Raw genomic sequence first — 22,671 nt, 5'->3', positions numbered from 1 at the left:
TGTCATTTATCCTCAGGCCACACCCACTACCAGCCAGCGCGTCACAAGGAACAGCACCAGAGCCAGCGTTGAGGCAACCCACATCAGTCGAATCGTTTGGGAAATGTCATCTATGGAAATAGTGCGCTGCGCGTCGCCGATCCACGGTTTTTCAACGCGCTCGCCAAAGTAATCATTCGGGCCGCCCAGTCGAATGCCCAACGCACCGGCAACGGAAGCCTCCGCCCAGGCACAGTTCGGGCTGCTGTGGTTATAGCGATCCCGCCAGCCCACACAGAGCGCCCGGGCGCCGTCACGACGGCACAACACCGCTGCCGCGCTCAGCAGCAGCCAGCTCAGCCGTGCAGGAATGTAGTTCGCGACGTCGTCCAGGCGAGCACTGACCATGCCAATCGCCCGGTATTTTTCGTGTTTATAACCCACCATGGAATCCAGGGTGTTCACCGCTTTGTAGGCCATCGCCATCGGCGCGCCGCCAATTAAGAGGAAGAACAGCGGCGCGATAATGCCGTCAACCGTATTCTCCGCCACGGTTTCCACGACCGCCCGGTTGATCTGTTCTGGCTGAAGTTGCGATGTGTCGCGCCCCACAATCCACGAGAGCTTTTCGCGGCTTTGTGCAAGGTTACCTTCGCGCAGCGGGCGCTCAACCTCTTGCGCCGCCGTTGCCAGACAGCGCCCCGCCAGCACGGTGAAAATCATCCAGACTTCAACGACCCAACCGAGCCATGGATGAATCCACGCCGCCAGGTGTAACACGCCCCAGGCAACCGCCCACGTCAAGCCGACAACCACCAGCCACATCACCCCACCACCCATGCGTAACGCCCGGTCGCTGTGGCAGTAGCGGCGAATAATCCGCTGCACGGCAGTGATCAGATTGCCTATCCAGCGCACCGGATGCGGCCAGTATGGTGGGTCGCCAATCACGACATCGAGAAGCCAGGCCACACACCATGCCAGTAGCGTCATAACGCCTCCCGCGCGGCATTCAGCCAGTGATTAAGCATTAATGGACGCTGAGCAAAGTGAACGTGCAGGTAGCTGGCGAAGGTGTTGCCCGTTCGCCAGCCACCGGACCACGCCTGCACCGTCTGACCGTCACGGACTTTACGGCAAGCCAGCACAGCGGGGGTTTCAGGGGAAAAATCGGAGTAATGGAATTCATGACCGCGCAGCACATCGCCTTCCGCGGCCAGCAGCATGGGCTGCAAAGCCTGCGCTTCACAATAGCCAAAGCGGGTTAGCCGTTTACCCATTTTGCTGCGACCGGGAAGGATATCGGCCATGCGATGCTCAACCCCGTCGGCATCTTCCAGCAGGCTGCCGAGGTACATTAATCCGCCGCATTCGGCATAAATGGCGACACCGCGCTGATGCGCCTCGCGCAGGCTTGTCAGCATAGTAGTATTGGCCGCCAGCGCGGACGCGTGCAGTTCCGGATAACCGCCGCCCAGCCAGACCATTTGACAATCGGGTAATTCGCGATCGTGGAGCGGGCTGAAGCGCACAATGTTGACGCCGGTACGCGCCAGCAGCGCCACGTTATCGGGATAATAAAAATTAAAGGCCTCATCATCAGCCATCGCCAGCGTCAGTCCTTCTCCGGCGTTGGGCGCAGGACGTTCAGGCCATTCGCCTGGCGGCAATGCCTGAAGGTGGCTTAACGCCAGCAACCGATCGATATCCAGTGTACTTTCCAGCCGGGCGGCGAAATCCTGCCACGATTGTTGATTGACGACGGACTCACGCGCGGTCACCAATCCCAGATGCCGTTCGGGTAGCGCGACGCCGTCAACGCGCGGGACGTAACCCAGCACCGGCACAGCGCAGTAGTGCTCGATAGCGGTTTTCAGCAACTGGAAATGGGACTCACTGTTGACGCGGTTAACGATGACGCCGGCAATGTTCAGCGTCGGGTCGAAATGCTGGAAGCCCATCACCGTGGCGGCAATGGAAGTAGAAACGGCTTTCCCGTCAACCAGCAGAATGACCGGACAGCCCAACTGCTTGGCCATCGCGGCGGTACTGCAATAATCAGGATCTGTACCGTAACCGTCGTACAGCCCCATCACCCCTTCGATCACTGCAATATCTGCATCCTGCATCTGTTCGCGGAACAGCGCATTAAGCACCGGCTCGGGGAGCATAAAACTGTCGAGGTTGCGGGAGGCGGTACCGCTGATGGCCGTATGCCAGGCGGTGTCAAGGTAATCAGGGCCGACTTTGCAGGGCTGGACGCGTAAACCACGTTGTTTCATCACGTTTAGCAAGCCCAGCGTCACTGTGGTTTTACCACAGCCGCTACCGGTACCTGCCAGAACAAACGCGTACTGCTTTGCCGCCATGACCCTGATCCTGTTCAGGGTGGTAGGGATGTACTGACACCCAGTCTTCCGACTGTACGCATCTGAGCAACCCACTTCCCACCGAAGTTGTTGGTAGTATCCGACAGGCTGGTCTTCTGGCTTAGCGTCGTCCTCGCCCGTCCTTCCCAATCTTGCGATCAGTGGTCTTCACGGGGTTGTCAGCATCACAGCAGCGGGGGCTGCGGGGGATTTTCACCCCCTTCCCAGACACAAATGTGTCAAACCTGTCGGCTTAAATGATGAACAGAATGAATTCTCCTCATCACAACAATACTTTTCGTTACTTATTCGTTACGCATTTTTTATCAACAAAAAACGCCGCAATAATACAATTCTGAATGAAATGTCATGCAAGAGAATAATGAAACCTCTTAACAATGACACTGTATCTCATCACAGAAATAAAAACTGGTGAAGTTTATTCCGCAAAGAGCGATATTTTATTGCGCTATGACAATTTATTGCTGTACTAAAAACACTTAACCATTATAAATGACCGGATTACGCGGGAATATCAAAAATCGGCAATAGCAAAATATTGCTATTTATGCCGATTCTGCAGGCAAGTTTTCATTTATTTTTTGCCGATAGGCCTGCGGCGTAACCTGATAAGTCTGACGGAACACTTTGCAAAAATAGCTGGTTTGCGAAAAACCTAAATTGCGGGCAATACTGGCAATGCTCCAGTCACTGTGACAAAGCAGCTCTCTGGCACTGGCCATGCGCTGTTGATTGACCCACGCGTTAAAACCAATGCCCTGATATTTTTTGAACAGTTTGCTGAAGTAGTATGGACTCAGATATACGTGCGAGGCCACATCTTCAAGGCGAAGATCGTCTGACAAGTGGGCATCAATATAGCGTAACGCCTTTTTCATTTTGCTGTCATGAGGGCTGGCGGCGCGGGTCGGGCGTGAAGGCTCAGCAGGTTGCGTGCTGTCTTTGATCACCACAAAATTGAGTTGCTTCTTGAGGCAGTTTTCAACAATGAGTTTGAGCAGATCCGCCGAGGCCATCACGCGAGAATAGTCCATTTCCGGGACATTACTGAACTCATTGAGCAGTTCAGGATCGGCCTGCCAGCGATCGTCAACCTTCATGATATCGAGCAGATCGGCACCATCATCGTTACGTAAACGCACCTGGCCGCACAGAACGAATCCAACAAGATGGCCTGCGATCACGAGAGGAATAGAGAAATCGGTAAGCCCGGCATGGCAGCGATAGATACAGGGTTGATCCGATTTTGACGCTTCCAGTCCCCCACAGCGATCGCTCATACGACACCGGGTACTGTGTTGCGGATGCTGACGCATCAGTTGGCAAAAAGGTGTGAAATTAAACAGCTCAGAAATCTCATCACCGTGAATATTGACAACCACAACAGCCAGGCTGGTCGCTTGCGCAAAATCCTGTGCGATTTTATTAATGAGTTCTGAGTTCAGGGTGCTCGCAGAAATCATGATAAAATCCCTCAGTTAATCCATTGTTATAATGAAAACATAAATTTTACATTTACTTCTTATCATCCCCATCCTTGTATGTAAATGACAGAAAGCACAAGGGACAATAACAAAAGTCTCCCTGGGTGGGGAGACTTTTTAGTCAGTTCGTGAAAGCAGATCACGAAAAAGAAATTAAAGACGTGATATTAGCCACGCCAGCCAAAATTACGCGTCCGTCTCTTCGATTTTACACGTATTACAGGGCAAATTTTTACCGATAAGGTACTTATAGATAGCCGCGCCCGCACATGCACCAATCAATGGCGCAATAATCGGCACAATAAAGTACGGAATATCGCGTCCGCCAGTCATCGCAATATCTCCCCAACCTGCCATCCAGGCGAACAGCTTAGGACCAAAATCACGCGCCGGGTTCATGGCAAAGCCGGTTAATGGGCCTGTGGATGCCCCAATCACCGCCACCAGAATACCGATCAGCAGCGGTGCCAGTGGCCCTTTAGGCACACCGTTACCATCATCGGTCAGCGCCATGATCAACCCCATCAGGATAGAGGTGATGACGATTTCGACCCCAGCCGCCTGCCACACGCTCAGTGCGGCCGCCGGATAGGTACTGAAAATACTGGCCAGATAGAGGCTATCTGCGCTGCCACGAACCATGTTGTGGGCAGTTTCATACTCGGTGAATAAATTGCCGTAAAGCAGATAAGCCAGCACCGCGCCACCAAATGCCCCCGCAACCTGTGCGATGGTGTAAGGCAGAACTTTACGTCCCGGGAAGCAGGCAAATAACCAGAGTGCAACCGTGATGGCCGGGTTCAGATGCGCTCCGGAAATTCCCGCCGTCAGATAAACCGCAAGCGAAATACCCAGACCCCAAATAATACAAATTTCCCAGAGACCCAGACTGGCGCCTGCGACTTTCAGTGCGCTAAGGCAGCCGATACCAAAAAACAAAAACAATCCGGTACCCAAAAACTCGGCAATGCATTGCGCTTTCAGTGAATCATTCATTGTGACACCTTCTTAGAAGCGTTCGTGTCCTTACCAGCGGACCCTTGCTGGTCGTAGAGTACAACGATACTACTATAGGAAGAGGCCGCTGAAAATTGTTGGCAAACTGCGCATTCTCAGACCTGGAAAAATCGTGTTGTTATAGCAATTTCTTGCCATCTATTTATTCAAAGACAGCGTGTAGAGTGCCTGAATGTAATTAGACAGGACGATTCGTGATAGCAAAAATTGGTTATTTGAAGATTTTCCTTTTCCAATCAATGTCACAAATTGGATTTTCCGCATAGCAAATTAAATTAACCTTGTCACTCTCTAAAATGTAAATATGGAATAGCAAAAGCCAAAATATCACATTAATAAAAAATAACAAAACCAATAAAAACAAATAGATAAAATACAACAAAGCAAGTTTGTCACATTCACAGCCCACTAATTTTTCACCCAGACTTTCAAGTCAGCCATTCTTTTTCCTCGCTTCTTTTTATAGTCATGAATATCGGGACAACCCAGGCGAGGTCTTTATGCAACAAGAAGCATTAGGAATGGTAGAAACCAAAGGCTTAACTGCAGCCATAGAGGCCGCAGATGCCATGGTGAAGTCAGCCAATGTCATGTTGGTCGGCTACGAAAAAATTGGCTCAGGGCTGGTAACCGTCATCGTCCGCGGTGATGTCGGTGCCGTAAAAGCGGCGACCGATGCTGGCGCTGCTGCTGCGCGCAACGTGGGAGAAGTGAAAGCCGTACACGTGATTCCACGCCCTCATACCGATGTTGAAAAAATCTTACCGAAGGGAATTAACCCATGAGCAGCAATGAACTGGTTGAACAGATCATGGCGCAGGTCATTGCCCGTGTGGCAACGCCTGATCAAGCGGGTATCCCTGATAAAACCCATCCAAAACGAGAGACGGCTATGGCAGAGAAGAGCTGCAGTTTAACGGAATTTGTTGGCACCGCGATTGGCGACACCGTAGGTCTGGTGATTGCAAACGTAGACAGTGCCCTGTTGGAAGCAATGAAGCTTGAGAAGCGCTATCGCTCCATTGGCATCCTGGGCGCGCGTACCGGCGCGGGTCCGCACATTATGGCGGCAGACGAAGCGGTCAAAGCCACCAATACCGAAGTGGTAAGCATTGAACTCCCTCGCGATACCAAAGGCGGCGCGGGTCACGGTTCTCTCATCATTATCGGCGGTAACGACGTTTCCGACGTTAAGCGCGGAATTGAAGTGGCGCTGAAAGAACTCGATCGCACCTTTGGTGATGTGTATGGCAACGAAGCCGGACATATCGAACTGCAGTACACCGCTCGCGCCAGTTACGCGCTGGAAAAAGCGTTTGGTGCGCCGGTTGGCCGTGCCTGCGGCGTGATTGTGGGTGCTCCGGCTTCCGTCGGCGTGTTAATGGCAGATACCGCCCTGAAAGCCGCGAACGTTGAAGTTGTGGCCTACAGCTCTCCGGCACATGGCACCAGCTTCAGTAACGAAGCGATCCTGGTGATCTCCGGCGATTCTGGCGCAGTGCGTCAGGCGGTTATCTCAGCGCGAGAAATCGGTAAAACCGTTCTTGCGACCCTCGGTGCTGAACCGAAAAACGATCGCCCGTCCTATATCTGAACTCCGTGAGGCTCATTCATGAGATCGAAAAGATTTGAAGCACTGGCGAAACGCCCTGTCAATCAGGACGGATTCGTTAAGGAGTGGATCGAAGAAGGCTTCATTGCGATGGAAAGCCCGAACGATCCCAAGCCGTCGATTAAAATCGTTAACGGCGCCGTCACCGAACTCGATGGCAAATCGGTCAGCCAGTTTGACCTGATTGACCACTTCATTGCCCGTTACGGCATCAACCTGGCGCGCGCAGAAGAAGTGATGGCGATGGACTCCGTTAAACTCGCTAACATGCTGTGCGATCCTAACGTAAAACGTCGCGACATTGTGCCACTGACCACGGCGATGACCCCGGCAAAAATTGTCGAAGTGGTTTCGCACATGAACGTGGTTGAGATGATGATGGCGATGCAAAAGATGCGCGCGCGTCGCACGCCATCCCAACAGGCGCACGTCACCAACGTCAAAGATAACCCGGTACAGATTGCAGCCGACGCCGCAGAAGGCGCATGGCGCGGATTTGACGAGCAAGAGACCACAGTAGCCGTGGCGCGTTATGCTCCGTTCAACGCCATTGCACTGCTCGTCGGTTCCCAGGTGGGCCGCCCCGGCGTGTTAACCCAGTGTTCACTGGAAGAGGCAACCGAACTGAAGCTCGGTATGCTGGGACACACCTGCTACGCCGAAACCATTTCCGTCTACGGTACCGAACCGGTCTTTACTGACGGCGACGACACGCCGTGGTCAAAAGGTTTCCTCGCCTCTTCTTACGCTTCGCGTGGGTTGAAAATGCGCTTCACTTCCGGTTCAGGTTCTGAAGTACAGATGGGTTATGCCGAGGGCAAATCCATGCTGTATCTCGAAGCGCGCTGCATTTACATCACCAAAGCGGCAGGCGTACAGGGTCTGCAAAACGGCTCCGTAAGCTGCATCGGCGTTCCGTCCGCAGTGCCATCAGGAATTCGTGCGGTACTGGCAGAAAACCTGATCTGTTCCTCGCTGGATCTGGAATGCGCCTCCAGTAACGACCAGACCTTTACCCACTCCGATATGCGTCGTACCGCGCGTCTGCTGATGCAGTTCCTGCCGGGGACCGACTTTATCTCTTCCGGTTATTCCGCCGTGCCGAACTACGACAACATGTTCGCGGGCTCCAACGAAGATGCGGAAGACTTTGATGACTACAACGTTATCCAGCGCGACCTGAAAGTGGACGGAGGTCTGCGTCCGGTACGTGAAGAAGACGTTATCGCCATTCGTAACAAAGCAGCGCGCGCTCTGCAGGCGGTTTTCGCTGGCATGGGGCTGCCGCCCATTACGGATGAAGAAGTTGAAGCCGCAACCTACGCCCACGGTTCGAAAGATATGCCTGAACGTAACATCGTTGAGGACATCAAGTTTGCGCAGGAAATCATCAATAAGAACCGCAACGGTCTGGAAGTGGTGAAAGCGCTGGCTCAGGGCGGCTTTACCGATGTCGCGCAGGACATGCTCAACATCCAGAAGGCCAAGTTAACCGGGGACTATCTGCATACCTCCGCCATCATCGTCGGCGATGGACAAGTGCTCTCTGCCGTCAATGACGTCAACGATTATGCCGGTCCGGCAACAGGTTATCGCCTGCAAGGCGAACGCTGGGAAGAAATTAAAAACATCCCTGGCGCACTTGATCCCAACGAGCTTGGCTAAGGGGTGAACAATGGAAATTAATGAAAAATTGCTGCGCCAGATTATCGAAGACGTGCTGTCCGAAATGCAGACCAGCGATAAGCCCGTCTCATTTCGTGCACCGGGAACGTCAACAGCGCCTGCTGCACCGGCCGGTGACAGTTTCCTGACGGAAATTGGCGAGGCGAAACAGGGCACGCAACAGGATGAAGTGATTATTGCGGTCGGCCCGGCGTTTGGCCTCTCTCAGACCGTGAACATCGTCGGTCTGCCTCATAAAAACATTCTGCGCGAAGTGATTGCCGGGATTGAAGAGGAAGGTATTAAAGCGCGTGTAATTCGCTGCTTTAAATCATCCGACGTGGCGTTCGTGGCCGTTGAGGGTAACCGTCTGAGTGGTTCCGGCATCTCTATCGGCATCCAGTCAAAAGGCACGACGGTCATCCATCAACAGGGACTGCCGCCGCTGTCCAACCTGGAGCTGTTCCCGCAGGCTCCGCTGCTGACGCTGGAAACCTATCGCCAGATTGGTAAAAACGCCGCGCGTTATGCCAAGCGTGAATCACCGCAGCCGGTCCCGACGCTGAACGACCAGATGGCGCGCCCGAAATATCAGGCTAAATCCGCCATCTTGCACATTAAAGAGACGAAGTACGTCGTGACGGGCAAAAACCCGCAGGAACTGCGCGTGGCGCTTTAATAAGGATCCCTTTATGAATACCGATGCAATTGAATCGATGGTTCGGGATGTGTTGAGCCGCATGAACAGCCTGCAGGGCGACACATCTGCCCCGGCAGCAGCTTCGGGCACTACGACCCAGACCGCCAAAGTGACCGACTATCCGCTCGCCAGTAAGCACCCTGAGTGGGTTAAAACGGCTACCAACAAAACGCTGGATGAATTCACCCTCGAAAACGTTCTGAGCAACAAAGTGACCGCACAGGATATGCGTATCACACCGGAAACGCTGCGCATTCAGGCGGCTATTGCCAAAGATGCCGGACGTGACCGCCTGGCGATGAACTTTGAGCGCGCCGCAGAACTGACGGCGGTGCCGGACGATCGCATTCTCGAGATCTATAACGCCCTGCGTCCTTATCGTTCAACGAAAGAAGAACTGCTCGCGATCGCGGACGATCTTGAAAACCGCTATCAGGCCAAAATCTGCGCCGCGTTTGTTCGTGAAGCGGCGGTGTTGTACGTCGAGCGTAAGAAGCTGAAAGGCGACGACTAAGGAAAGGTCATGAGATATATAGCTGGCATTGATATCGGCAACTCATCCACAGAAGTCGCGCTGGCGACGCTGGATGACACTGGCGCGCTCACCATTACCGGTAGCGCGCTGGCAGAAACCACCGGGATAAAAGGCACATTGCGTAATGTGTTTGGGATTCAGGAGGCGCTCACGCTTGCGGCTAACCGTGCAGGCATCAATGTCAGCGATATCTCGCTTATCCGTATCAACGAAGCCACCCCGGTGATTGGTGATGTCGCGATGGAAACCATCACGGAAACCATCATCACCGAATCCACCATGATCGGTCATAACCCGAAAACACCGGGCGGCGTCGGTCTGGGTGTGGGGATCACTATCACGCCGGAAGAGTTACTCACCCGACCGGCGGATACCCCGTTAATTCTGGTGGTGTCATCTGCTTTCGATTTCGCTGATGTCGCCACCATGATTAACGCCTCTGTCCGTGCCGGTTACCAGTTAACCGGTGTCATTTTGCAACAGGACGATGGCGTTCTGGTCAGTAACCGACTGGAAAAACCCCTGCCCATCGTTGACGAAGTGCTGTACATCGACCGTATCCCGCTCGGAATGCTGGCCGCCATTGAGGTCGCCGTGCCCGGTAAAGTCATCGAAACGCTGTCAAATCCTTATGGCATCGCGACGGTGTTTAATCTCAATGCGGACGAGACCAAAAACATTGTCCCGATGGCGCGAGCGCTGATTGGCAACCGTTCCGCCGTGGTGGTGAAAACCCCGTCAGGCGATGTTAAAGCACGCGCCATTCCTGCCGGAAACATTGAACTGCAGTCACAGGGACGTACGCTACGCGTTGATGTCGCGGCAGGCGCCGATGCCATTATGAAAGCAGTTGGCGAATGCCCGAAACTGGACAACGTTACCGGTGAAGCGGGTACCAATATTGGCGGTATGCTGGAACACGTTCGCCAGACAATGGCGGAACTGACCAATAAGCCAAGCAACGAAATTTTTATCCAGGATTTACTGGCCGTAGATACCTCCGTTCCGGTCAGTGTCACCGGTGGACTGGCCGGTGAGTTTTCTCTTGAGCAGGCTGTCGGTATCGCCTCGATGGTGAAATCAGACCGTCTGCAGATGGCAATGATCGCCAGCGAAATCAAAGAAAAGCTGAACGTGGATGTACAGGTTGGCGGAGCAGAAGCCGAAGCGGCAATCCTGGGCGCGCTCACCACGCCAGGTACCACGCGTCCGCTGGCGATTCTGGATTTAGGCGCGGGCTCGACCGACGCCTCCATTATCAATCCCAAAGGCGAAATTATCGCCACCCACCTCGCCGGGGCTGGCGACATGGTTACCATGATCATCGCCCGGGAGCTGGGACTTGATGACCGCTATCTGGCGGAAGAGATCAAAAAGTATCCGTTAGCCAAAGTCGAAAGCCTTTTCCATCTGCGCCACGAAGACGGTAGCGTTCAATTCTTCCCGACGCCACTTCCCCCTGCGGTGTTTGCCCGCGTCTGTGTGGTCAAGCCGGATGAACTGGTGCCCCTGCCCGGCGATCTCGCGCTGGAGAAAGTTCGCGCCATTCGCCGCAGCGCCAAAGAGCGCGTGTTTGTCACCAACGCCCTGCGCGCACTGCGACAGGTTAGCCCGACGGGCAATATCCGCGATATTCCGTTTGTCGTTCTGGTCGGTGGCTCCTCGCTGGACTTTGAAGTGCCGCAACTGGTGACGGACGCCCTGGCGCATTATCGCCTGGTGGCCGGACGCGGAAACATTCGCGGCACCGAAGGCCCGCGAAACGCAGTGGCGACGGGGCTCATCCTCTCCTGGCATAAGGAGTTTGCCCATGGACAGTAGCGTCACCACGCCTGCCATTGTGATTTCGACTATCGGCGACTGCCTTTCAGTCTGGAAAGAGGTGCTGCTCGGCATTGAAGAAGAAGGCATTCCGTTTGTGATTCAAAACCAGGCGGCGGGAGAAGTCGTTCAGAGCGCATGGCAGGCGGCCCGCCAGTCTCCGCTGCTGGTCGGCATCGCCTGCAATGAAGAAACCCTGGTCGTGCACTACAAGAATTTACCCACTTCAGCGCCGCTTTTTACGCTGACGTATCGCCAAAACAGCCTTGACCGGCGAAGTACTGGAAACAACGCGGCAAGGTTAGTCAAAGGGATCCCCTTCCGGGATCTCAATGCTAAATCCACAGGAGAATTGCAGTATGAATAACGCACTGGGTCTGGTTGAAACAAAAGGGTTGGTCGGCGCGATTGAAGCCGCAGATGCCATGGTGAAATCCGCCAACGTGCAACTGGTCGGTTACGAAAAAATCGGCTCCGGCCTGGTGACCGTCATGGTTCGCGGTGACGTCGGCGCCGTTAAAGCCGCCGTTGATGCAGGCTGCGCGGCAGCAAGCGTCGTGGGTGAGGTGAAATCCAGCCACGTTATCCCGCGTCCGCACAGCGACGTTGAGGCTATTTTACCGAAATCGGCCTGAGCATTATCGAAAAGGAGCACAGCGTGAAGCAATCACTGGGATTACTCGAAGTTAGTGGTCTGGCATTAGCCATCTGTTGCGCAGATGCCATGGCGAAAGCGGCTTCCATCACGCTGGTTGGCCTTGAAAAAACCAACGGTTCAGGCTGGACGGTGATCAAGATCACCGGTGATGTGGCATCAGTACAGTCTGCCATTATCACCGGTGCTCATCTCGCTGAACAGCAAGATGGCCTGGTCGCGCATAAAGTGATCGCCAGACCCGGCGAGGGCATTCTTTCTCGCGCGATGGCTGCCACTCCGGCACCTGTGCCGGCACCCGCAACGGTGTCTGCACCGGAATCCGTGCCAGCCCCCATCGAAGAACCTGAAACTGAAGTCGTTGTAGAAGAGTCTGCACCGGAAGCGGCGCCTGAAGACGGGATCATCAGCTGCAATTTGTGTCTGGACCCGGCCTGTAAGCGCCAGAAAGGCGAACCCCGGTCGCTCTGCCTGCATTCAGGTAAACGAGGTTAAGCGTAATGGATAAGCAACTTCTGGAAACGACGGTCAGCAAAGTGCTGAATGAATTACGGGATCGCCCCATTCCACTGGGCGTTTCCAACCGTCATATCCACCTTAACGCTGAGGATTATGCCCGTCTATTTCCGGGACATCCGATTAGTGAAAAAAAAGGGCTTCTGCAACCGGGACAGTATGCGGCTGACCAAACCGTCACGTTAGTGGGACCAAAAGGTCAACTGAAAAATGTCCGCCTGCTGGGGCCGCTGCGTAGCACCAGCCAGGTGGAGATTTCGCGCACGGATGCCAGGACACTAGGCATCGCCGCGCCGTTGCGGATGTCCGGAAATCTCAAAGGTACGCCGGGTATTCGCCTCGTGAGTCCCTTTGGCGAACTCGAACTCACCTCCGGGGTGATCGTCGCCCAGCGCCACATTCACATGTCGCCGCTGGATGCGCTGATCCTGCGCGTTGCTCACGGCGATAGCGTCAGTGTCGCTATTGAGGGCACCGATCGTCGGCTGATCTTCGATAACGTTGCGGTACGCGTTTCCCCCGACATGCGTCTGGAGATGCATATTGATACGGACGAGGCCAATGCCGCCGGGGCAGATGATCCCAATGCTTTCGTCACACTGGTGACTAAGCGATGAACGGCGATCTGTTGCAGCGCATCGTCGAGGAGGTGGTCTCCCGCCTGCAACGTCGCGCGCAAAGCGCCGTCACGCTGAGCGTCGCGCAACTGCGGGAAACACCGTCCCGCGCCCTGTTTTCTCAGTATGCCTCTGTGCATATTTTACAGGTCGATCTGCCCCTGCTGGAGCAGATCGCCAACAACGATTCGTCACATGCCGCCGCCGTCATGATCCATGAGGCGCTGGCATTTGGCCTGCGGGTGCAACTCTCAGTGCAACGTCGGTTACTGCCCGCCGTGCCGGTAAAAAAACTGGCCCGACTGCCGCTGATTCTCTGTGACGAACAGGAGCAGCCTATCATGCTGCACCCCACCCGACTGTTAAGTTATGCCGATGTTGCCCCGTTACCTGCAGGGTTGCTGGTGCTGCATCGCAAATGTGTTGTTACCGCGCTGGCTCGCGAGACCGCGAGCTCGCGCCACATCCAATTGATGAAGCAGGAGTGAACCATGCATCTGGCACGTGTTACAGGCGCGGTGGTATCCACGCAAAAATCGCCCTCGTTGGTCGGAAAAAAACTTCTGCTGGTACGCCGCGTGAGTGCCGACGGTGAATTGCCGGCGAACCCAACGGCAGGTGATGAAGTCGCCGTTGACTCCGTCGGCGCAGGCGTTGGCGAACTGGTGCTCCTGAGTAGTGGTTCCAGCGCCAGACATGTTTTTTCCGGGCCGAATGAGGCCATCGATCTGGCCGTTGTCGGCATTGTCGACACGCTTTCTCGGTAAGGGGGAGTTATGGCGATTTATACCCGCACAGGTGATGCAGGCACAACCGCGCTCTTTACCGGACAGCGCGTCAGTAAAACGCACCCCCGCGTGGAAGCGTATGGCACGCTCGATGAGCTTAACGCGGCGCTGAGTCTGTGCGTCTGCGCCACCCATAGCGCGCAGCATCGCGCGCTGCTGGAGGCCATTCAGTTACAAATTTTCTGGTTCAGCGCTGAACTTGCCAGCGAAAGCGAGCAGCCGTCTGCGGATCAGCGCTATATCAGCTCTGAGGAAATTGCCGCACTGGAAGCGGCTATCGACACCGCGATGGGACGCGTCGCCCCCTTGCACAGTTTCATTTTGCCTGGCCGTTGCGAAGCCGCAAGCCGCCTGCATTTTGCCCGCACTCTGGCGCGCCGGGCCGAACGCCGTCTGGTGGAACTCGCGGCCGAGGTCACCGTCAGGCATGTGCTGATGCGCTATATCAACCGCCTGTCAGACTGCTTGTATGCACTGGCGCGCGCGGAAGATCACGACGCCCATCAGGACACCATTATCCGGGAAGTGACGAAGCGCTATCTGGCAGCGGGTCACGCCCCTGTCAAAAAGGAATCTACGATGTCGCTCTCCTTTGGCGATCTTCACCAGTTAACACGCGCCGCCGTCGAGCGAGCGCAAGTCTTAAACGTCCCGGTGGTCATCAGCATTGTTGATGCTAACGGCACCGAAGCCGTCACCTGGCGGATGCCGGATGCCCTGCTGGTCAGCAGTGAACTGGCACCGAAAAAAGCCTGGACTGCGGTGGCGATGAAAACCGCGACGCACGAACTTGCGTCAGTAGTTCAGCCCGGCGCGCCGCTATATGGGCTGGAAAGTCATATGCAGGGAAAAGTCGTCACTTTTGGCGGCGGCTACGCGCTATGGCGTGATGGATTGCTTATTGGGGGTCTTGGTATCAGCGGTGGAAGCGTTGAACAGGACATGGACATTGCACAGGCTGCCATTGCGGCAATAAACGTGAGAACACATCAATGAATACGACCGAACTGGAAACCCTCATCCGCACTATTTTGAGCGAGCAACTGGCTCCCGCAAAAACTGAAATCAAAGGGAACGGCATCTTTCAGTCTGTTGGTGAAGCTGTCGATGCTGCCCACCAGGCGTTCTTGCGTTATCAGCAATCACCATTAAAAACGCGCAGCGCCATTATTAGCGCTATCCGGGAAGAGCTGGCGCCACAACTGGCTACGCTGGCGGCAGAGAGCGCTGCGGAAACCGGAATGGGTAACAAAGAGGACAAATTCCTCAAAAACAAAGCGGCGCTGGACAATACGCCGGGTATTGAAGATCTGACCACCACGGCACTCACTGGCGACGGCGGCATGGTGCTGTTTGAGTATTCGCCGTTCGGCGTGATTGGTTCCGTTGCGCCCAGCACTAACCCGACAGAAACCATTATTAACAACAGCATCAGCATGCTGGCGGCGGGCAACAGCGTCTATTTCAGCCCGCATCCGGGTGCTAAGGACGTGTCACTGAAACTTATCGCCATGATTGAAGATATTGCGTTTCGTCGCTGCGGCATTCGCAATCTGGTGGTGACCGTTGCCGAACCGACGTTTGAAGCCACCCAGCAGATGATGGCGCACCCGAAAATTGCCGTGCTGGCGATTACCGGCGGTCCGGGCATTGTGGCAATGGGTATGAAGAGCGGAAAAAAAGTGATTGGTGCAGGCGCGGGGAATCCTCCTTGCATCGTCGATGAGACGGCCGATCTGGTGAAAGCAGCGGAAGATATTATCAACGGCGCGTCGTTTGACTACAACCTGCCGTGCATCGCGGAAAAAAGCCTGATAGTGGTGGAATCCGTCGCTGAACAACTGATTCAGCAGATGCAAAGTTTCGGCGCGCTGTTGTTAAGTCCAGCCGAGACAGAGAAGCTGCGTGCAACCTGTCTGCCAGAGGGTGTAGCCAATAAAAAACTGGTCGGTAAAAGCCCTTGCGCTATGCTTGAAGCCGCCGGTATTCCGCTCCCGGCAAAAGCGCCACGCCTGCTGATTGGCGTCGTCAGCGCCGACGACAGTTGGGTAACCAGCGAGCAGTTAATGCCGATGCTGCCCGTGGTGAAGGTGAAAGATTTTGACGCCGCGTTGTCGCTGGCGCTGAAAGTGGAAGAAGGATTACACCACACCGCCATTATGCATTCGCAGAATGTCTCTCGCCTGAACCTTGCGGCGCGAACGCTGCAGACCTCCATTTTCGTTAAAAACGGCCCCTCCTATGCGGGGATTGGCGTCGGCGGCGAAGGGTTTACCACCTTCACCATCGCCACGCCGACGGGTGAAGGGACAACATCGGCACGCACGTTTGCCCGCTCCCGTCGCTGTGTGCTGACTAACGGTTTCTCAATCCGCTAATGAGGTTGTGATGAATACTTTTTCACTACAAACCCGTTTGTACAGCGGCCCTGGAAGCCTGAAAGTGCTTGGCCGCTTTACGAACAAGCACATCTGGATTATCTGCGATGGTTTTCTCGCCCGTTCGCCGCTGATTGATACGCTTCGCGAGGCGATACCGGCAGATAACCGGATCAGCGTCTTCAGTGAGATTACGCCCGACCCCACTATCGGAACCGTCGTTCAGGGGATTGCACAAATGCAGTCCCTGCGCCCCGACGTGGTGATTGGTTTCGGCGGCGGCTCCGCGCTGGATGCTGCGAAAGCCATTGTCTGGTTCAGTCGTCAATTTGATATTGATATTGAAACCTGTGTGGCGATCCCAACCACCAGCGGAACCGGATCGGAAGTGACCAGCGCTTGCGTGATAAGCGATCCGGAGAAAGGCATTAAATATCCGCTGTTCAATAACGCGCTCTACCCGGACATGGCGATCCTTGATCCGATGCTGGTCGTCAGCGTCCCACCCGCCATTACCGCCAATACCGGAATGGATGTGTTGACGCACGCGCTGGAAGCCTATGTGTCCACGCGCGCCAGTGACTTTACCGACGCACTCGCGGAAAAAGCCGCTCAGATAGTCTTTCAGTATCTGCCTGTCGCGGTCCGTAAAGGCGACTGCCTCGCTACACGCGGCAAAATGCACAACGCCTCTACGCTGGCAGGGATGGCCTTCAGCCAGGCAGGACTGGGGCTGAACCACGCCATCGCCCACCAATTAGGAGGTCAGTTCCATTTACCACACGGTCTGGCGAATGCCCTGCTGCTGGCGTCGGTGATCCGCTTCAACGCGCACGATCCGCGAGCGGCTAAACGTTACGCCCGGTTCGCGAAGGCCTGTCATTTATGTACTGACAGCGCCAATGAAACGGCGAGCGTGAACGCGCTGGTGCAGCACATCGAGCAACTGAAAAAAGCGTGTGCTATCCCAACCCTTGGCGTGGCGCTTAAAGAACAAAAACAGAACTGGTCAGCGCGCATTCCGGCAATGGTTCAAGCCGCGCTGGCAGACGTGACGCTGAAAACCAACCCCAGAGCGGCGGATGTCGGGGCCATTCAGGAACTGCTTGAGGAATTGTTATGAATACCGCCCTGAATGATAAACCAGACGCCCTGGATGCGCCGACGCTCGTTGAACGCGTTCGTGCGGCAGGCATTGTGGGGGCTGGTGGTGCCGGTTTTCCGACGTATGTCAAACTCCAGGCTCAGGTGGACATTTTCCTCGTCAATGCAGCCGAATGCGAGCCGATGCTGAAAGTCGATCAGCAACTCATGGCGCAGCAGGCAGCGCGTCTGATTCGCGGCGTACAGTATGCAATGAAGGCCACCGGCGCCTGCGAAGGGATCATCGCCCTGAAAGAGAAGTACCAGCCAGCGATTACCGCCCTGACGCCGCTTTTACCTCCGGCGATCAGACTGCACATTCTGCCTGATGTTTATCCAGCAGGCGATGAAGTACTGACCATCTGGATGGCGACGGGTCGCCGCGTTCCCCCCGCTGCGCTGCCGGTCAGCGTGGGCGTGGTGGTCAATAACGTACAAACCGTACTGAATATCGCCCGCGCGGTCGAACAGCACTATCCGGTGACGCGCCGCACGCTCACTATCAACGGCGCCGTTGCTCGTCCACAGACCGTGACCGTCCCCATCGGTATGTCCTTACGCGACGTGCTGGAGATGGCTGGCGGCGCGACCATCGACGCTCCCGGGTTTATCAACGGCGGACCGATGATGGGAAGCCTGGTGACGTCACTGGACGCGCCGGTCACGAAAACCACCGGCGGACTGCTGGTTTTGCCGAAAACACATCCACTGATTCAGCGACGTATGCAGGATGAGCGCACCGTGCTGTCGGTGGCGAGAACAGTCTGTGAACAGTGTCGCCTGTGTACCGATCTCTGCCCGAGGCATCTCATCGGTCACGAGCTCTCTCCGCATCTGCTGGTGCGCGCAGTCAATTTCCATCAGGCCGCCACGCCACAGCTGTTGCTCAGCGCCCTCACCTGTTCTGAATGTAACGTCTGTGAAAGTGTGGCCTGCCCGGTAGGTATTTCACCTATGCGGATTAACCGGATGCTGAAGCGCGAGCTACGTGCACAGAATCAGCGCTACGAGGGGCCGCTCAACCCGGCGGATGAGATGGCGAAATACCGTCTGGTGCCGGTAAAACGACTCATCGCCAAACTGGGGCTGACACCGTGGTATCGGGAAGCGCCGTTAGTCGACAGCGAGCCCGTTGTTGAGAGAACGACGCTGCAGTTGCGCCAGCACATCGGCGCCAGCGCGGTGCCCTGCGTTCAGAAAGGCGAGCGTGTCGCGCGTGGTCAGTGCGTCGCTGAAATTCCGCAAGGTGCGCTCGGCGCGCCTGTTCACGCCAGTATTGACGGCATTGTCTGTGAGGTAACAGATCAGGCCATCATCGTTGTAAGAGGTTAACCATGTCTCAGGCCATAGGTATTTTAGAACTCACCAGCATTGCCAAAGGGATGGAAGCAGGCGATGCCATGCTGAAAAGCGCCAATGTGGATCTGCTGGTCAGCAAAACCATTTGTCCGGGTAAGTTTTTGCTCATGCTGGGCGGCGATGTCGGCGCAGTACAACAGGCGATCGAGACCGGAAATGCGCTCGCTGGCGAGATGTTGGTCGATAGTCTGGTGTTACCCAATATTCATGCCAGCGTGCTTCCCGCGATTAGCGGACTGAACAGCGTGGACAAACGTCAGGCGGTGGGGATTGTTGAAACCTGGAGCGTAGCAGCCTGTATCAGCGCGGCTGACCGGGCGGTGAAGGCGTCCAACGTTACGCTCGTGCGCGTTCATATGGCGTTCGGTATCGGAGGCAAATGCTACATGGTGGTCGCGGGTGATGTCTCCGATGTCAACAACGCGGTCGCGGTTGCCAGTGAGAGCGCGGGTGAAAAAGGCCTGCTGGTTTATCGTTCAGTGATCCCTCGCCCGCACGAAGCGATGTGGCGTCAGATGGTGGAGGGATGATGGAAAGGCAACCGACCACGGATCGCATGATCCAGGAGTACGTACCCGGCAAACAGGTCACGCTGGCGCATCTGATTGCGAATCCCGGCAAAGACCTGTTCAAGAAGCTGGGGTTGCAGGACAGCGTTTCGGCGATTGGCATTCTCACCATCACGCCAAGTGAAGCATCCATTATTGCCTGCGACATCGCGACGAAATCCGGTGCGGTCGAGATTGGCTTTCTTGACCGTTTCACCGGTGCGGTGGTGTTAACCGGCGACGTCTCGGCGGTGGAATACGCCCTCAAACAGGTTACGCGCACGCTCGGCGAAATGATGCGCTTTACAACCTGTTCCATCACGCGGACATAGCGTAATGCAGCGCATGATGTTAATTGGCCCCAGCCAGTGCGGTAAGACCTCGCTGACGCAGTGTCTGCGCGGCGAGGCTCTCGCGTATCAGAAAACGCAGGCGATTGTCTGGTCTGCCGAAACCATCGACACGCCTGGCGAATATCTGGAAAACCGCTGTCTTTACAGCGCGCTGCTGGCGAGTGCCTGCGAGGCGGATGTCATTGCGCTCGTGCTCAATAGCGATGCGCAGTGGTCACCTTTTTCCCCCGGTTTTACGGCACCAATGAACAGACCGGCGTTCGGCGTTGTGACCAAATCAGATTTAGCGGACCCGCAGAAAATTGCGCAGGTCACAGGTTGGCTGGAACAAGCTGGCGCAGAACGTGTGTTCGTGACCAGCGCCGTCAACCATTCCGGACTCGATGAACTGTTTGCCTTTCTGAACCAAAAGGAATCTTCATGTCTCACAAAATAATGGCGATCAACGCGGGCAGCTCGTCCCTTAAATTTCAGTTACTGGACATGCCGCAGGGTGATTTGCTGTGTCAGGGGCTGATTGAACGTATCGGCCTGCCGGATGCCCGGATCACCCTGAAAGCGCAGGATCAAAAATGGCAGCAAACCACCCCGGTTGCCGATCATCGCGAGGCGGTGACCCTGCTTCTCGAAATGCTGATTAGCCACGGCATTATTACCAGCCTGCAGGACATCGAGGGGGTCGGCCATCGTGTAGCGCATGGCGGGGAATCGTTTAAAGATTCTGCGCGCGTGACCGATGAATCACTGGCGGAAATTGAACGCCTTGCCGAACTGGCGCCCTTGCACAACCCGGTTAACCTGCTCGGCATCAACGTATTTCGCCAGTTGCTGCCCGACGTGCCTTCGGTTGCCGTGTTTGATACCGCGTTTCATCAAACGCTGAAAGAGCCAGCCTATATCTATCCGCTTCCGTGGCGGTATTACGCAGAGTTTGGTATCCGTCGCTACGGTTTTCATGGAACCAGCCATAAGTACGTCAGCGCGACGCTCGCCGAAAAACTTGGCGTCCCGCTTAGCGCGCTGCGGGTCGTGTGTTGCCATCTGGGCAATGGCAGCAGTATTTGCGCGATTAAAGGCGGTAAGTCGGTTAATACTTCGATGGGCTTCACCCCACAGTCCGGCGTGATGATGGGTACCCGCAGCGGGGATATCGACCCGTCCATCTTGCCATGGGTTGCGCAACGTGAAGGCAAAACGCCACAGCAACTTAACCACCTGTTGAACAATGAATCCGGACTGCTAGGCGTTTCAGGCGTCTCGCATGATTATCGTGACGTTGAGCAGGCTGCTGACGGCGGAAATCCCCGCGCCGCGCTTGCCCTGTCACTGTTTGCAGAGCGTATTCGCGCCACGATTGGCAGCTATATCATGCAGATGGGGGGTCTGGATGCGCTGGTGTTTACCGGAGGTATCGGCGAAAACTCAGCGCGCGCCAGAGCGGCAATCTGCCAGAATCTGCACTTCCTGGGTCTGATCGTAGACGAAGAGAAGAATCAGCAGAATGCGACCTTTATTCAGGCGGAAAACGCCATGGTTAAAGTGGCGGTCATCAACACCAACGAAGAGCTGATGATAGCCCAGGATGTGATGCGGATTGCTCTCGCAGAATCAGAAAGTATCGCCGTGTCGGCCTGAGTTCGCGCCGCGCAAATTGCGGCAAATCATGGTAATAGCGCAATCGCCATGACACTATGCGCCGAGGATTGCAGATCAGAAAGGTGATAACGTGGCTGTTGCGCAGTGCCCCGCGTCATGCGGAGAACTTATTCAGGGCTGGATAATGGGCAGCGAGAAACTGGTCTCCTGCCCGGTTGACTGGTACAGCACCGTCGAGGTCAGCACCGGTTCCCCTCTGGCGGATGAGCGCCCTCTTTCGCGGGCGATGGTCAACCGACTTCTTGAACACTGGGACTACCCTGCCCACCTGAGTCAGGATATCCGTGTTTCGATCCATTCAACTATCCCGATTGCCAAGGGCATGGCCAGCAGTACGGCGGATATTGCCGCAACCGCTGTCGCCACCGCGCAGCATCTGGGTCATCAGCTGGATGAGTCCACCCTCGCGCAACTATGCGTCTCGCTGGAACCGACGGACAGCACCGTTTTTCAGCAACTGACGCTGTTTGACCACAACGACGCATCGACGCAAATCCCTTGCGATGCTCAACCGGCGCTGGATCTTCTCGTACTGGAGAGTCCGCAAACTTTACGCACCGCGGATTATCATCGCATTCCCCGGCAGGCGGGTTTACATGCGGGCGCACCGGCGCTGAAGCGGGCATGGGAAAAAGTACAGGAAGCCTGTGCGGAGCAAAATCCTTATCGTATGGGAGAAGCGGCGACGCTGAGCGCTATTGCCAGCCAGATGCTGTTGCCAAAGCCGGATTTCGACGCGCTATTGTCGCTGGTTGAAGAGTGTGGTTTATACGGCGTGAACGTGGCGCACAGCGGCAGCGTCGTCGGACTGATGCTCGACAGACAGCGACACGATGTTGATTACGTTAAGTGGTTACTGGCAAGGAACAGACTGACTAAGCACTGGCCGGAACAGCATTTATTGCGAATGGTCAGCGGTGGCGTGAAGCGACAGTGAGGATCGCCTGACGGATCCTCACTGCTGGCAAAACGTTACTCCGCTTTCGCGTCGCCGTTTTTCATTTCACCCATCGCTTTCAGCTTTTTGGAGATGTCGCGACGTTCTTTAGAGATCTCTGCATTTTTGATGATGTAGTCATCAACGCGATCTTCATAGTCGCTTTTCATGCTGGCGATGATGCCCTGAATAGCTTCAACACTCATCCCCGGCTTGATGTAATCGCTCAGGTTGTCCAGCAGCAGAACACGTTTCTGGTTGTCACGGATCTTTTTCTCAACGTCCTGGATTTCACGCTGCAGTTTGTTTTTACGACGGAACAGACGGACAAATTCCAGCACGTCCTGGAAAGATGGCTTGGTAGTTTCCATTTTTACACCCCTGATAATGTGAGAGTCGGATTCGTTTAAACGATAGGGCTAACATTACTTTTCGCAGCCGCAAATGACAATGGCTTCATTCTGGTTTCCATCATACCCTTATTCCTTGCTGAATCGAAGCAGCCACGGCAGCATTCC

26 protein-coding genes and 1 riboswitch are annotated in these 22,671 nt (G+C 55.3%); of the genes, 21 read left to right on the top strand and 5 right to left on the bottom strand.

Translation table 11 applies throughout. The annotated features are described in order from the left end of the window. Positions 1 to 12: 12 nt before the first annotated feature. The 4 genes from cbiB to pduF form a co-directional block, all read right to left on the bottom strand. Positions 13 to 972: an adenosylcobinamide-phosphate synthase CbiB gene (gene cbiB, locus JTI98_RS12965; protein ID WP_216081344.1), complete on the bottom strand. Its 960-nt coding sequence runs from the start codon at positions 970 to 972 to the stop codon at positions 13 to 15. Further along, on the bottom strand, positions 969 to 2,348 hold the full coding sequence (locus JTI98_RS12960; RefSeq protein ID WP_142765237.1) for a cobyrinate a,c-diamide synthase: 1,380 nt from the start codon (positions 2,346 to 2,348) through the stop codon (positions 969 to 971). The genes cbiB and JTI98_RS12960 overlap by 4 nt, the downstream gene beginning before the upstream one ends. An 88-nt stretch (positions 2,349 to 2,436) precedes the next feature. Then, positions 2,437 to 2,612, bottom strand: a riboswitch (cobalamin riboswitch). Positions 2,613 to 2,914: 302 nt separating this feature from the next. Next, entirely contained in the window at positions 2,915 to 3,832 is a 918-nt protein-coding gene (gene pocR / locus JTI98_RS12955) for a regulatory protein PocR (protein ID WP_043000240.1), read from the bottom strand. A gap of 207 nt (positions 3,833 to 4,039) precedes the next feature. Next, positions 4,040 to 4,849: a propanediol diffusion facilitator PduF gene (pduF, locus tag JTI98_RS12950; RefSeq protein ID WP_044326732.1), complete on the bottom strand. Its 810-nt coding sequence runs from the start codon at positions 4,847 to 4,849 to the stop codon at positions 4,040 to 4,042. A 521-nt stretch (positions 4,850 to 5,370) separates the two neighbouring features. On the opposite strand from pduF, the gene pduA reads away from it, so the two are divergent. From pduA to JTI98_RS12845, 21 genes are all read left to right on the top strand, one after another. Then, entirely contained in the window at positions 5,371 to 5,655 is a 285-nt protein-coding gene (gene pduA, locus JTI98_RS12945) for a propanediol utilization microcompartment protein PduA (protein WP_012906330.1), read from the top strand. Further along, positions 5,652 to 6,464, top strand: coding sequence for a propanediol utilization microcompartment protein PduB (gene pduB / locus JTI98_RS12940; protein WP_043000238.1), 813 nt, complete (start codon positions 5,652 to 5,654; stop codon positions 6,462 to 6,464). The genes pduA and pduB overlap by 4 nt, the downstream gene beginning before the upstream one ends. Before the next feature lie 18 nt (positions 6,465 to 6,482). After that, a complete protein-coding gene (pduC, locus tag JTI98_RS12935; RefSeq protein WP_042318193.1) occupies positions 6,483 to 8,147 on the top strand; it encodes a propanediol dehydratase large subunit PduC in 1,665 nt (554 codons plus the stop codon). Positions 8,148 to 8,157: 10 nt separating this feature from the next. After that, positions 8,158 to 8,826 (top strand): propanediol dehydratase medium subunit PduD, encoded by a 669-nt coding sequence (gene pduD / locus JTI98_RS12930; protein WP_043000237.1) that lies wholly within the window; start codon positions 8,158 to 8,160, stop codon positions 8,824 to 8,826. A 13-nt stretch (positions 8,827 to 8,839) separates the two neighbouring features. After that, on the top strand, positions 8,840 to 9,361 hold the full coding sequence (gene pduE, locus JTI98_RS12925; protein WP_043000236.1) for a propanediol dehydratase small subunit PduE: 522 nt from the start codon (positions 8,840 to 8,842) through the stop codon (positions 9,359 to 9,361). Positions 9,362 to 9,370: 9 nt separating this feature from the next. Next, the gene (locus JTI98_RS12920; protein ID WP_043000235.1) at positions 9,371 to 11,203 is read left to right on the top strand and encodes a diol dehydratase reactivase subunit alpha; all 1,833 of its coding nucleotides are present in this window, start codon (positions 9,371 to 9,373) and stop codon (positions 11,201 to 11,203) included. Beyond that, a complete protein-coding gene (locus JTI98_RS12915) occupies positions 11,193 to 11,570 on the top strand; it encodes a glycerol dehydratase reactivase beta/small subunit family protein (RefSeq protein ID WP_216081343.1) in 378 nt (125 codons plus the stop codon). Before JTI98_RS12920 ends, JTI98_RS12915 begins: the two co-directional genes overlap by 11 nt. Further along, positions 11,563 to 11,838 (top strand): propanediol utilization microcompartment protein PduJ, encoded by a 276-nt coding sequence (gene pduJ / locus JTI98_RS12910; protein WP_042318188.1) that lies wholly within the window; start codon positions 11,563 to 11,565, stop codon positions 11,836 to 11,838. Before JTI98_RS12915 ends, pduJ begins: the two co-directional genes overlap by 8 nt. A gap of 23 nt (positions 11,839 to 11,861) precedes the next feature. Further along, a complete protein-coding gene (locus tag JTI98_RS12905) occupies positions 11,862 to 12,353 on the top strand; it encodes a BMC domain-containing protein (protein ID WP_044257567.1) in 492 nt (163 codons plus the stop codon). A 5-nt stretch (positions 12,354 to 12,358) separates the two neighbouring features. Continuing rightward, entirely contained in the window at positions 12,359 to 12,991 is a 633-nt protein-coding gene (locus JTI98_RS12900; RefSeq protein WP_216081342.1) for a phosphate propanoyltransferase, read from the top strand. Continuing rightward, positions 12,988 to 13,479 carry a microcompartment protein PduM gene (gene pduM / locus JTI98_RS12895; protein ID WP_216081341.1) on the top strand — a complete coding sequence of 164 codons (492 nt, stop codon included), beginning with the start codon at positions 12,988 to 12,990 and terminating at the stop codon, positions 13,477 to 13,479. The genes JTI98_RS12900 and pduM overlap by 4 nt, the downstream gene beginning before the upstream one ends. 3 nt (positions 13,480 to 13,482) lie before the next feature. Continuing rightward, positions 13,483 to 13,758, top strand: coding sequence for a propanediol utilization microcompartment protein PduN (gene pduN / locus JTI98_RS12890; RefSeq protein ID WP_012906340.1), 276 nt, complete (start codon positions 13,483 to 13,485; stop codon positions 13,756 to 13,758). A 9-nt stretch (positions 13,759 to 13,767) separates the two neighbouring features. Further along, positions 13,768 to 14,775, top strand: a complete 1,008-nt coding sequence (pduO, locus tag JTI98_RS12885) for a two-domain cob(I)yrinic acid a,c-diamide adenosyltransferase PduO (protein ID WP_058588250.1) — start codon at positions 13,768 to 13,770, stop codon at positions 14,773 to 14,775. Next, the gene (gene pduP, locus JTI98_RS12880) at positions 14,772 to 16,157 is read left to right on the top strand and encodes a CoA-acylating propionaldehyde dehydrogenase PduP (RefSeq protein WP_216081340.1); all 1,386 of its coding nucleotides are present in this window, start codon (positions 14,772 to 14,774) and stop codon (positions 16,155 to 16,157) included. Before pduO ends, pduP begins: the two co-directional genes overlap by 4 nt. Before the next feature lie 10 nt (positions 16,158 to 16,167). Further along, positions 16,168 to 17,280: a 1-propanol dehydrogenase PduQ gene (locus tag JTI98_RS12875; RefSeq protein WP_090049526.1), complete on the top strand. Its 1,113-nt coding sequence runs from the start codon at positions 16,168 to 16,170 to the stop codon at positions 17,278 to 17,280. Further along, positions 17,277 to 18,632, top strand: coding sequence for a 4Fe-4S dicluster domain-containing protein (locus tag JTI98_RS12870; RefSeq protein WP_216081339.1), 1,356 nt, complete (start codon positions 17,277 to 17,279; stop codon positions 18,630 to 18,632). Before JTI98_RS12875 ends, JTI98_RS12870 begins: the two co-directional genes overlap by 4 nt. Before the next feature lie 2 nt (positions 18,633 to 18,634). Continuing rightward, complete coding sequence (gene pduT / locus JTI98_RS12865) at positions 18,635 to 19,189, top strand: propanediol utilization microcompartment protein PduT (protein WP_043000226.1); 555 nt, start codon at positions 18,635 to 18,637, stop codon at positions 19,187 to 19,189. Continuing rightward, complete coding sequence (gene pduU, locus JTI98_RS12860; protein WP_042318179.1) at positions 19,189 to 19,539, top strand: propanediol utilization microcompartment protein PduU; 351 nt, start codon at positions 19,189 to 19,191, stop codon at positions 19,537 to 19,539. The genes pduT and pduU overlap by 1 nt, the downstream gene beginning before the upstream one ends. A 4-nt stretch (positions 19,540 to 19,543) precedes the next feature. Further along, positions 19,544 to 19,996, top strand: a complete 453-nt coding sequence (gene pduV, locus JTI98_RS12855) for a EutP/PduV family microcompartment system protein (protein ID WP_044257562.1) — start codon at positions 19,544 to 19,546, stop codon at positions 19,994 to 19,996. Next, on the top strand, positions 19,981 to 21,195 hold the full coding sequence (locus JTI98_RS12850) for an acetate/propionate family kinase (RefSeq protein WP_216081338.1): 1,215 nt from the start codon (positions 19,981 to 19,983) through the stop codon (positions 21,193 to 21,195). The genes pduV and JTI98_RS12850 overlap by 16 nt, the downstream gene beginning before the upstream one ends. Positions 21,196 to 21,286: 91 nt before the next feature. Then, positions 21,287 to 22,153 carry an L-threonine kinase gene (locus tag JTI98_RS12845; protein WP_216081337.1) on the top strand — a complete coding sequence of 289 codons (867 nt, stop codon included), beginning with the start codon at positions 21,287 to 21,289 and terminating at the stop codon, positions 22,151 to 22,153. Positions 22,154 to 22,188: 35 nt separating this feature from the next. Here JTI98_RS12845 and JTI98_RS12840 read toward each other — a convergent pair whose 3' ends face one another. Next, positions 22,189 to 22,524: a DUF496 family protein gene (locus tag JTI98_RS12840; RefSeq protein ID WP_042318175.1), complete on the bottom strand. Its 336-nt coding sequence runs from the start codon at positions 22,522 to 22,524 to the stop codon at positions 22,189 to 22,191. Positions 22,525 to 22,671: the final 147 nt, after the last annotated feature.

Source organism: Citrobacter sp. MGH 55 (assembly GCF_016906145.1).
Classification (GTDB): Bacteria; Pseudomonadota; Gammaproteobacteria; order Enterobacterales; family Enterobacteriaceae; genus Citrobacter_A; species Citrobacter_A amalonaticus.
This window is presented reverse-complemented; position numbering and strand designations above follow the sequence as displayed.

What these genes read in the sequence shown, in the direction of transcription:
- cbiB (WP_216081344.1), bottom strand. Translation starts at nt 972, where the DNA reads ATGACGCTACTGGCATGGTGTGTGGCCTGGCTTCTCGATGTCGTGATT.
- JTI98_RS12960 (WP_142765237.1), bottom strand. Translation starts at nt 2,348, where the DNA reads ATGGCGGCAAAGCAGTACGCGTTTGTTCTGGCAGGTACCGGTAGCGGC.
- pocR (WP_043000240.1), bottom strand. Translation starts at nt 3,832, where the DNA reads ATGATTTCTGCGAGCACCCTGAACTCAGAACTCATTAATAAAATCGCA.
- pduF (WP_044326732.1), bottom strand. Translation starts at nt 4,849, where the DNA reads ATGAATGATTCACTGAAAGCGCAATGCATTGCCGAGTTTTTGGGTACC.
- pduA (WP_012906330.1), top strand. Translation starts at nt 5,371, where the DNA reads ATGCAACAAGAAGCATTAGGAATGGTAGAAACCAAAGGCTTAACTGCA.
- pduB (WP_043000238.1), top strand. Translation starts at nt 5,652, where the DNA reads ATGAGCAGCAATGAACTGGTTGAACAGATCATGGCGCAGGTCATTGCC.
- pduC (WP_042318193.1), top strand. Translation starts at nt 6,483, where the DNA reads ATGAGATCGAAAAGATTTGAAGCACTGGCGAAACGCCCTGTCAATCAG.
- pduD (WP_043000237.1), top strand. Translation starts at nt 8,158, where the DNA reads ATGGAAATTAATGAAAAATTGCTGCGCCAGATTATCGAAGACGTGCTG.
- pduE (WP_043000236.1), top strand. Translation starts at nt 8,840, where the DNA reads ATGAATACCGATGCAATTGAATCGATGGTTCGGGATGTGTTGAGCCGC.
- JTI98_RS12920 (WP_043000235.1), top strand. Translation starts at nt 9,371, where the DNA reads ATGAGATATATAGCTGGCATTGATATCGGCAACTCATCCACAGAAGTC.
- JTI98_RS12915 (WP_216081343.1), top strand. Translation starts at nt 11,193, where the DNA reads ATGGACAGTAGCGTCACCACGCCTGCCATTGTGATTTCGACTATCGGC.
- pduJ (WP_042318188.1), top strand. Translation starts at nt 11,563, where the DNA reads ATGAATAACGCACTGGGTCTGGTTGAAACAAAAGGGTTGGTCGGCGCG.
- JTI98_RS12900 (WP_216081342.1), top strand. Translation starts at nt 12,359, where the DNA reads ATGGATAAGCAACTTCTGGAAACGACGGTCAGCAAAGTGCTGAATGAA.
- pduM (WP_216081341.1), top strand. Translation starts at nt 12,988, where the DNA reads ATGAACGGCGATCTGTTGCAGCGCATCGTCGAGGAGGTGGTCTCCCGC.
- pduN (WP_012906340.1), top strand. Translation starts at nt 13,483, where the DNA reads ATGCATCTGGCACGTGTTACAGGCGCGGTGGTATCCACGCAAAAATCG.
- pduO (WP_058588250.1), top strand. Translation starts at nt 13,768, where the DNA reads ATGGCGATTTATACCCGCACAGGTGATGCAGGCACAACCGCGCTCTTT.
- pduP (WP_216081340.1), top strand. Translation starts at nt 14,772, where the DNA reads ATGAATACGACCGAACTGGAAACCCTCATCCGCACTATTTTGAGCGAG.
- JTI98_RS12875 (WP_090049526.1), top strand. Translation starts at nt 16,168, where the DNA reads ATGAATACTTTTTCACTACAAACCCGTTTGTACAGCGGCCCTGGAAGC.
- JTI98_RS12870 (WP_216081339.1), top strand. Translation starts at nt 17,277, where the DNA reads ATGAATACCGCCCTGAATGATAAACCAGACGCCCTGGATGCGCCGACG.
- pduT (WP_043000226.1), top strand. Translation starts at nt 18,635, where the DNA reads ATGTCTCAGGCCATAGGTATTTTAGAACTCACCAGCATTGCCAAAGGG.
- pduU (WP_042318179.1), top strand. Translation starts at nt 19,189, where the DNA reads ATGGAAAGGCAACCGACCACGGATCGCATGATCCAGGAGTACGTACCC.
- pduV (WP_044257562.1), top strand. Translation starts at nt 19,544, where the DNA reads ATGCAGCGCATGATGTTAATTGGCCCCAGCCAGTGCGGTAAGACCTCG.
- JTI98_RS12850 (WP_216081338.1), top strand. Translation starts at nt 19,981, where the DNA reads ATGTCTCACAAAATAATGGCGATCAACGCGGGCAGCTCGTCCCTTAAA.
- JTI98_RS12840 (WP_042318175.1), bottom strand. Translation starts at nt 22,524, where the DNA reads ATGGAAACTACCAAGCCATCTTTCCAGGACGTGCTGGAATTTGTCCGT.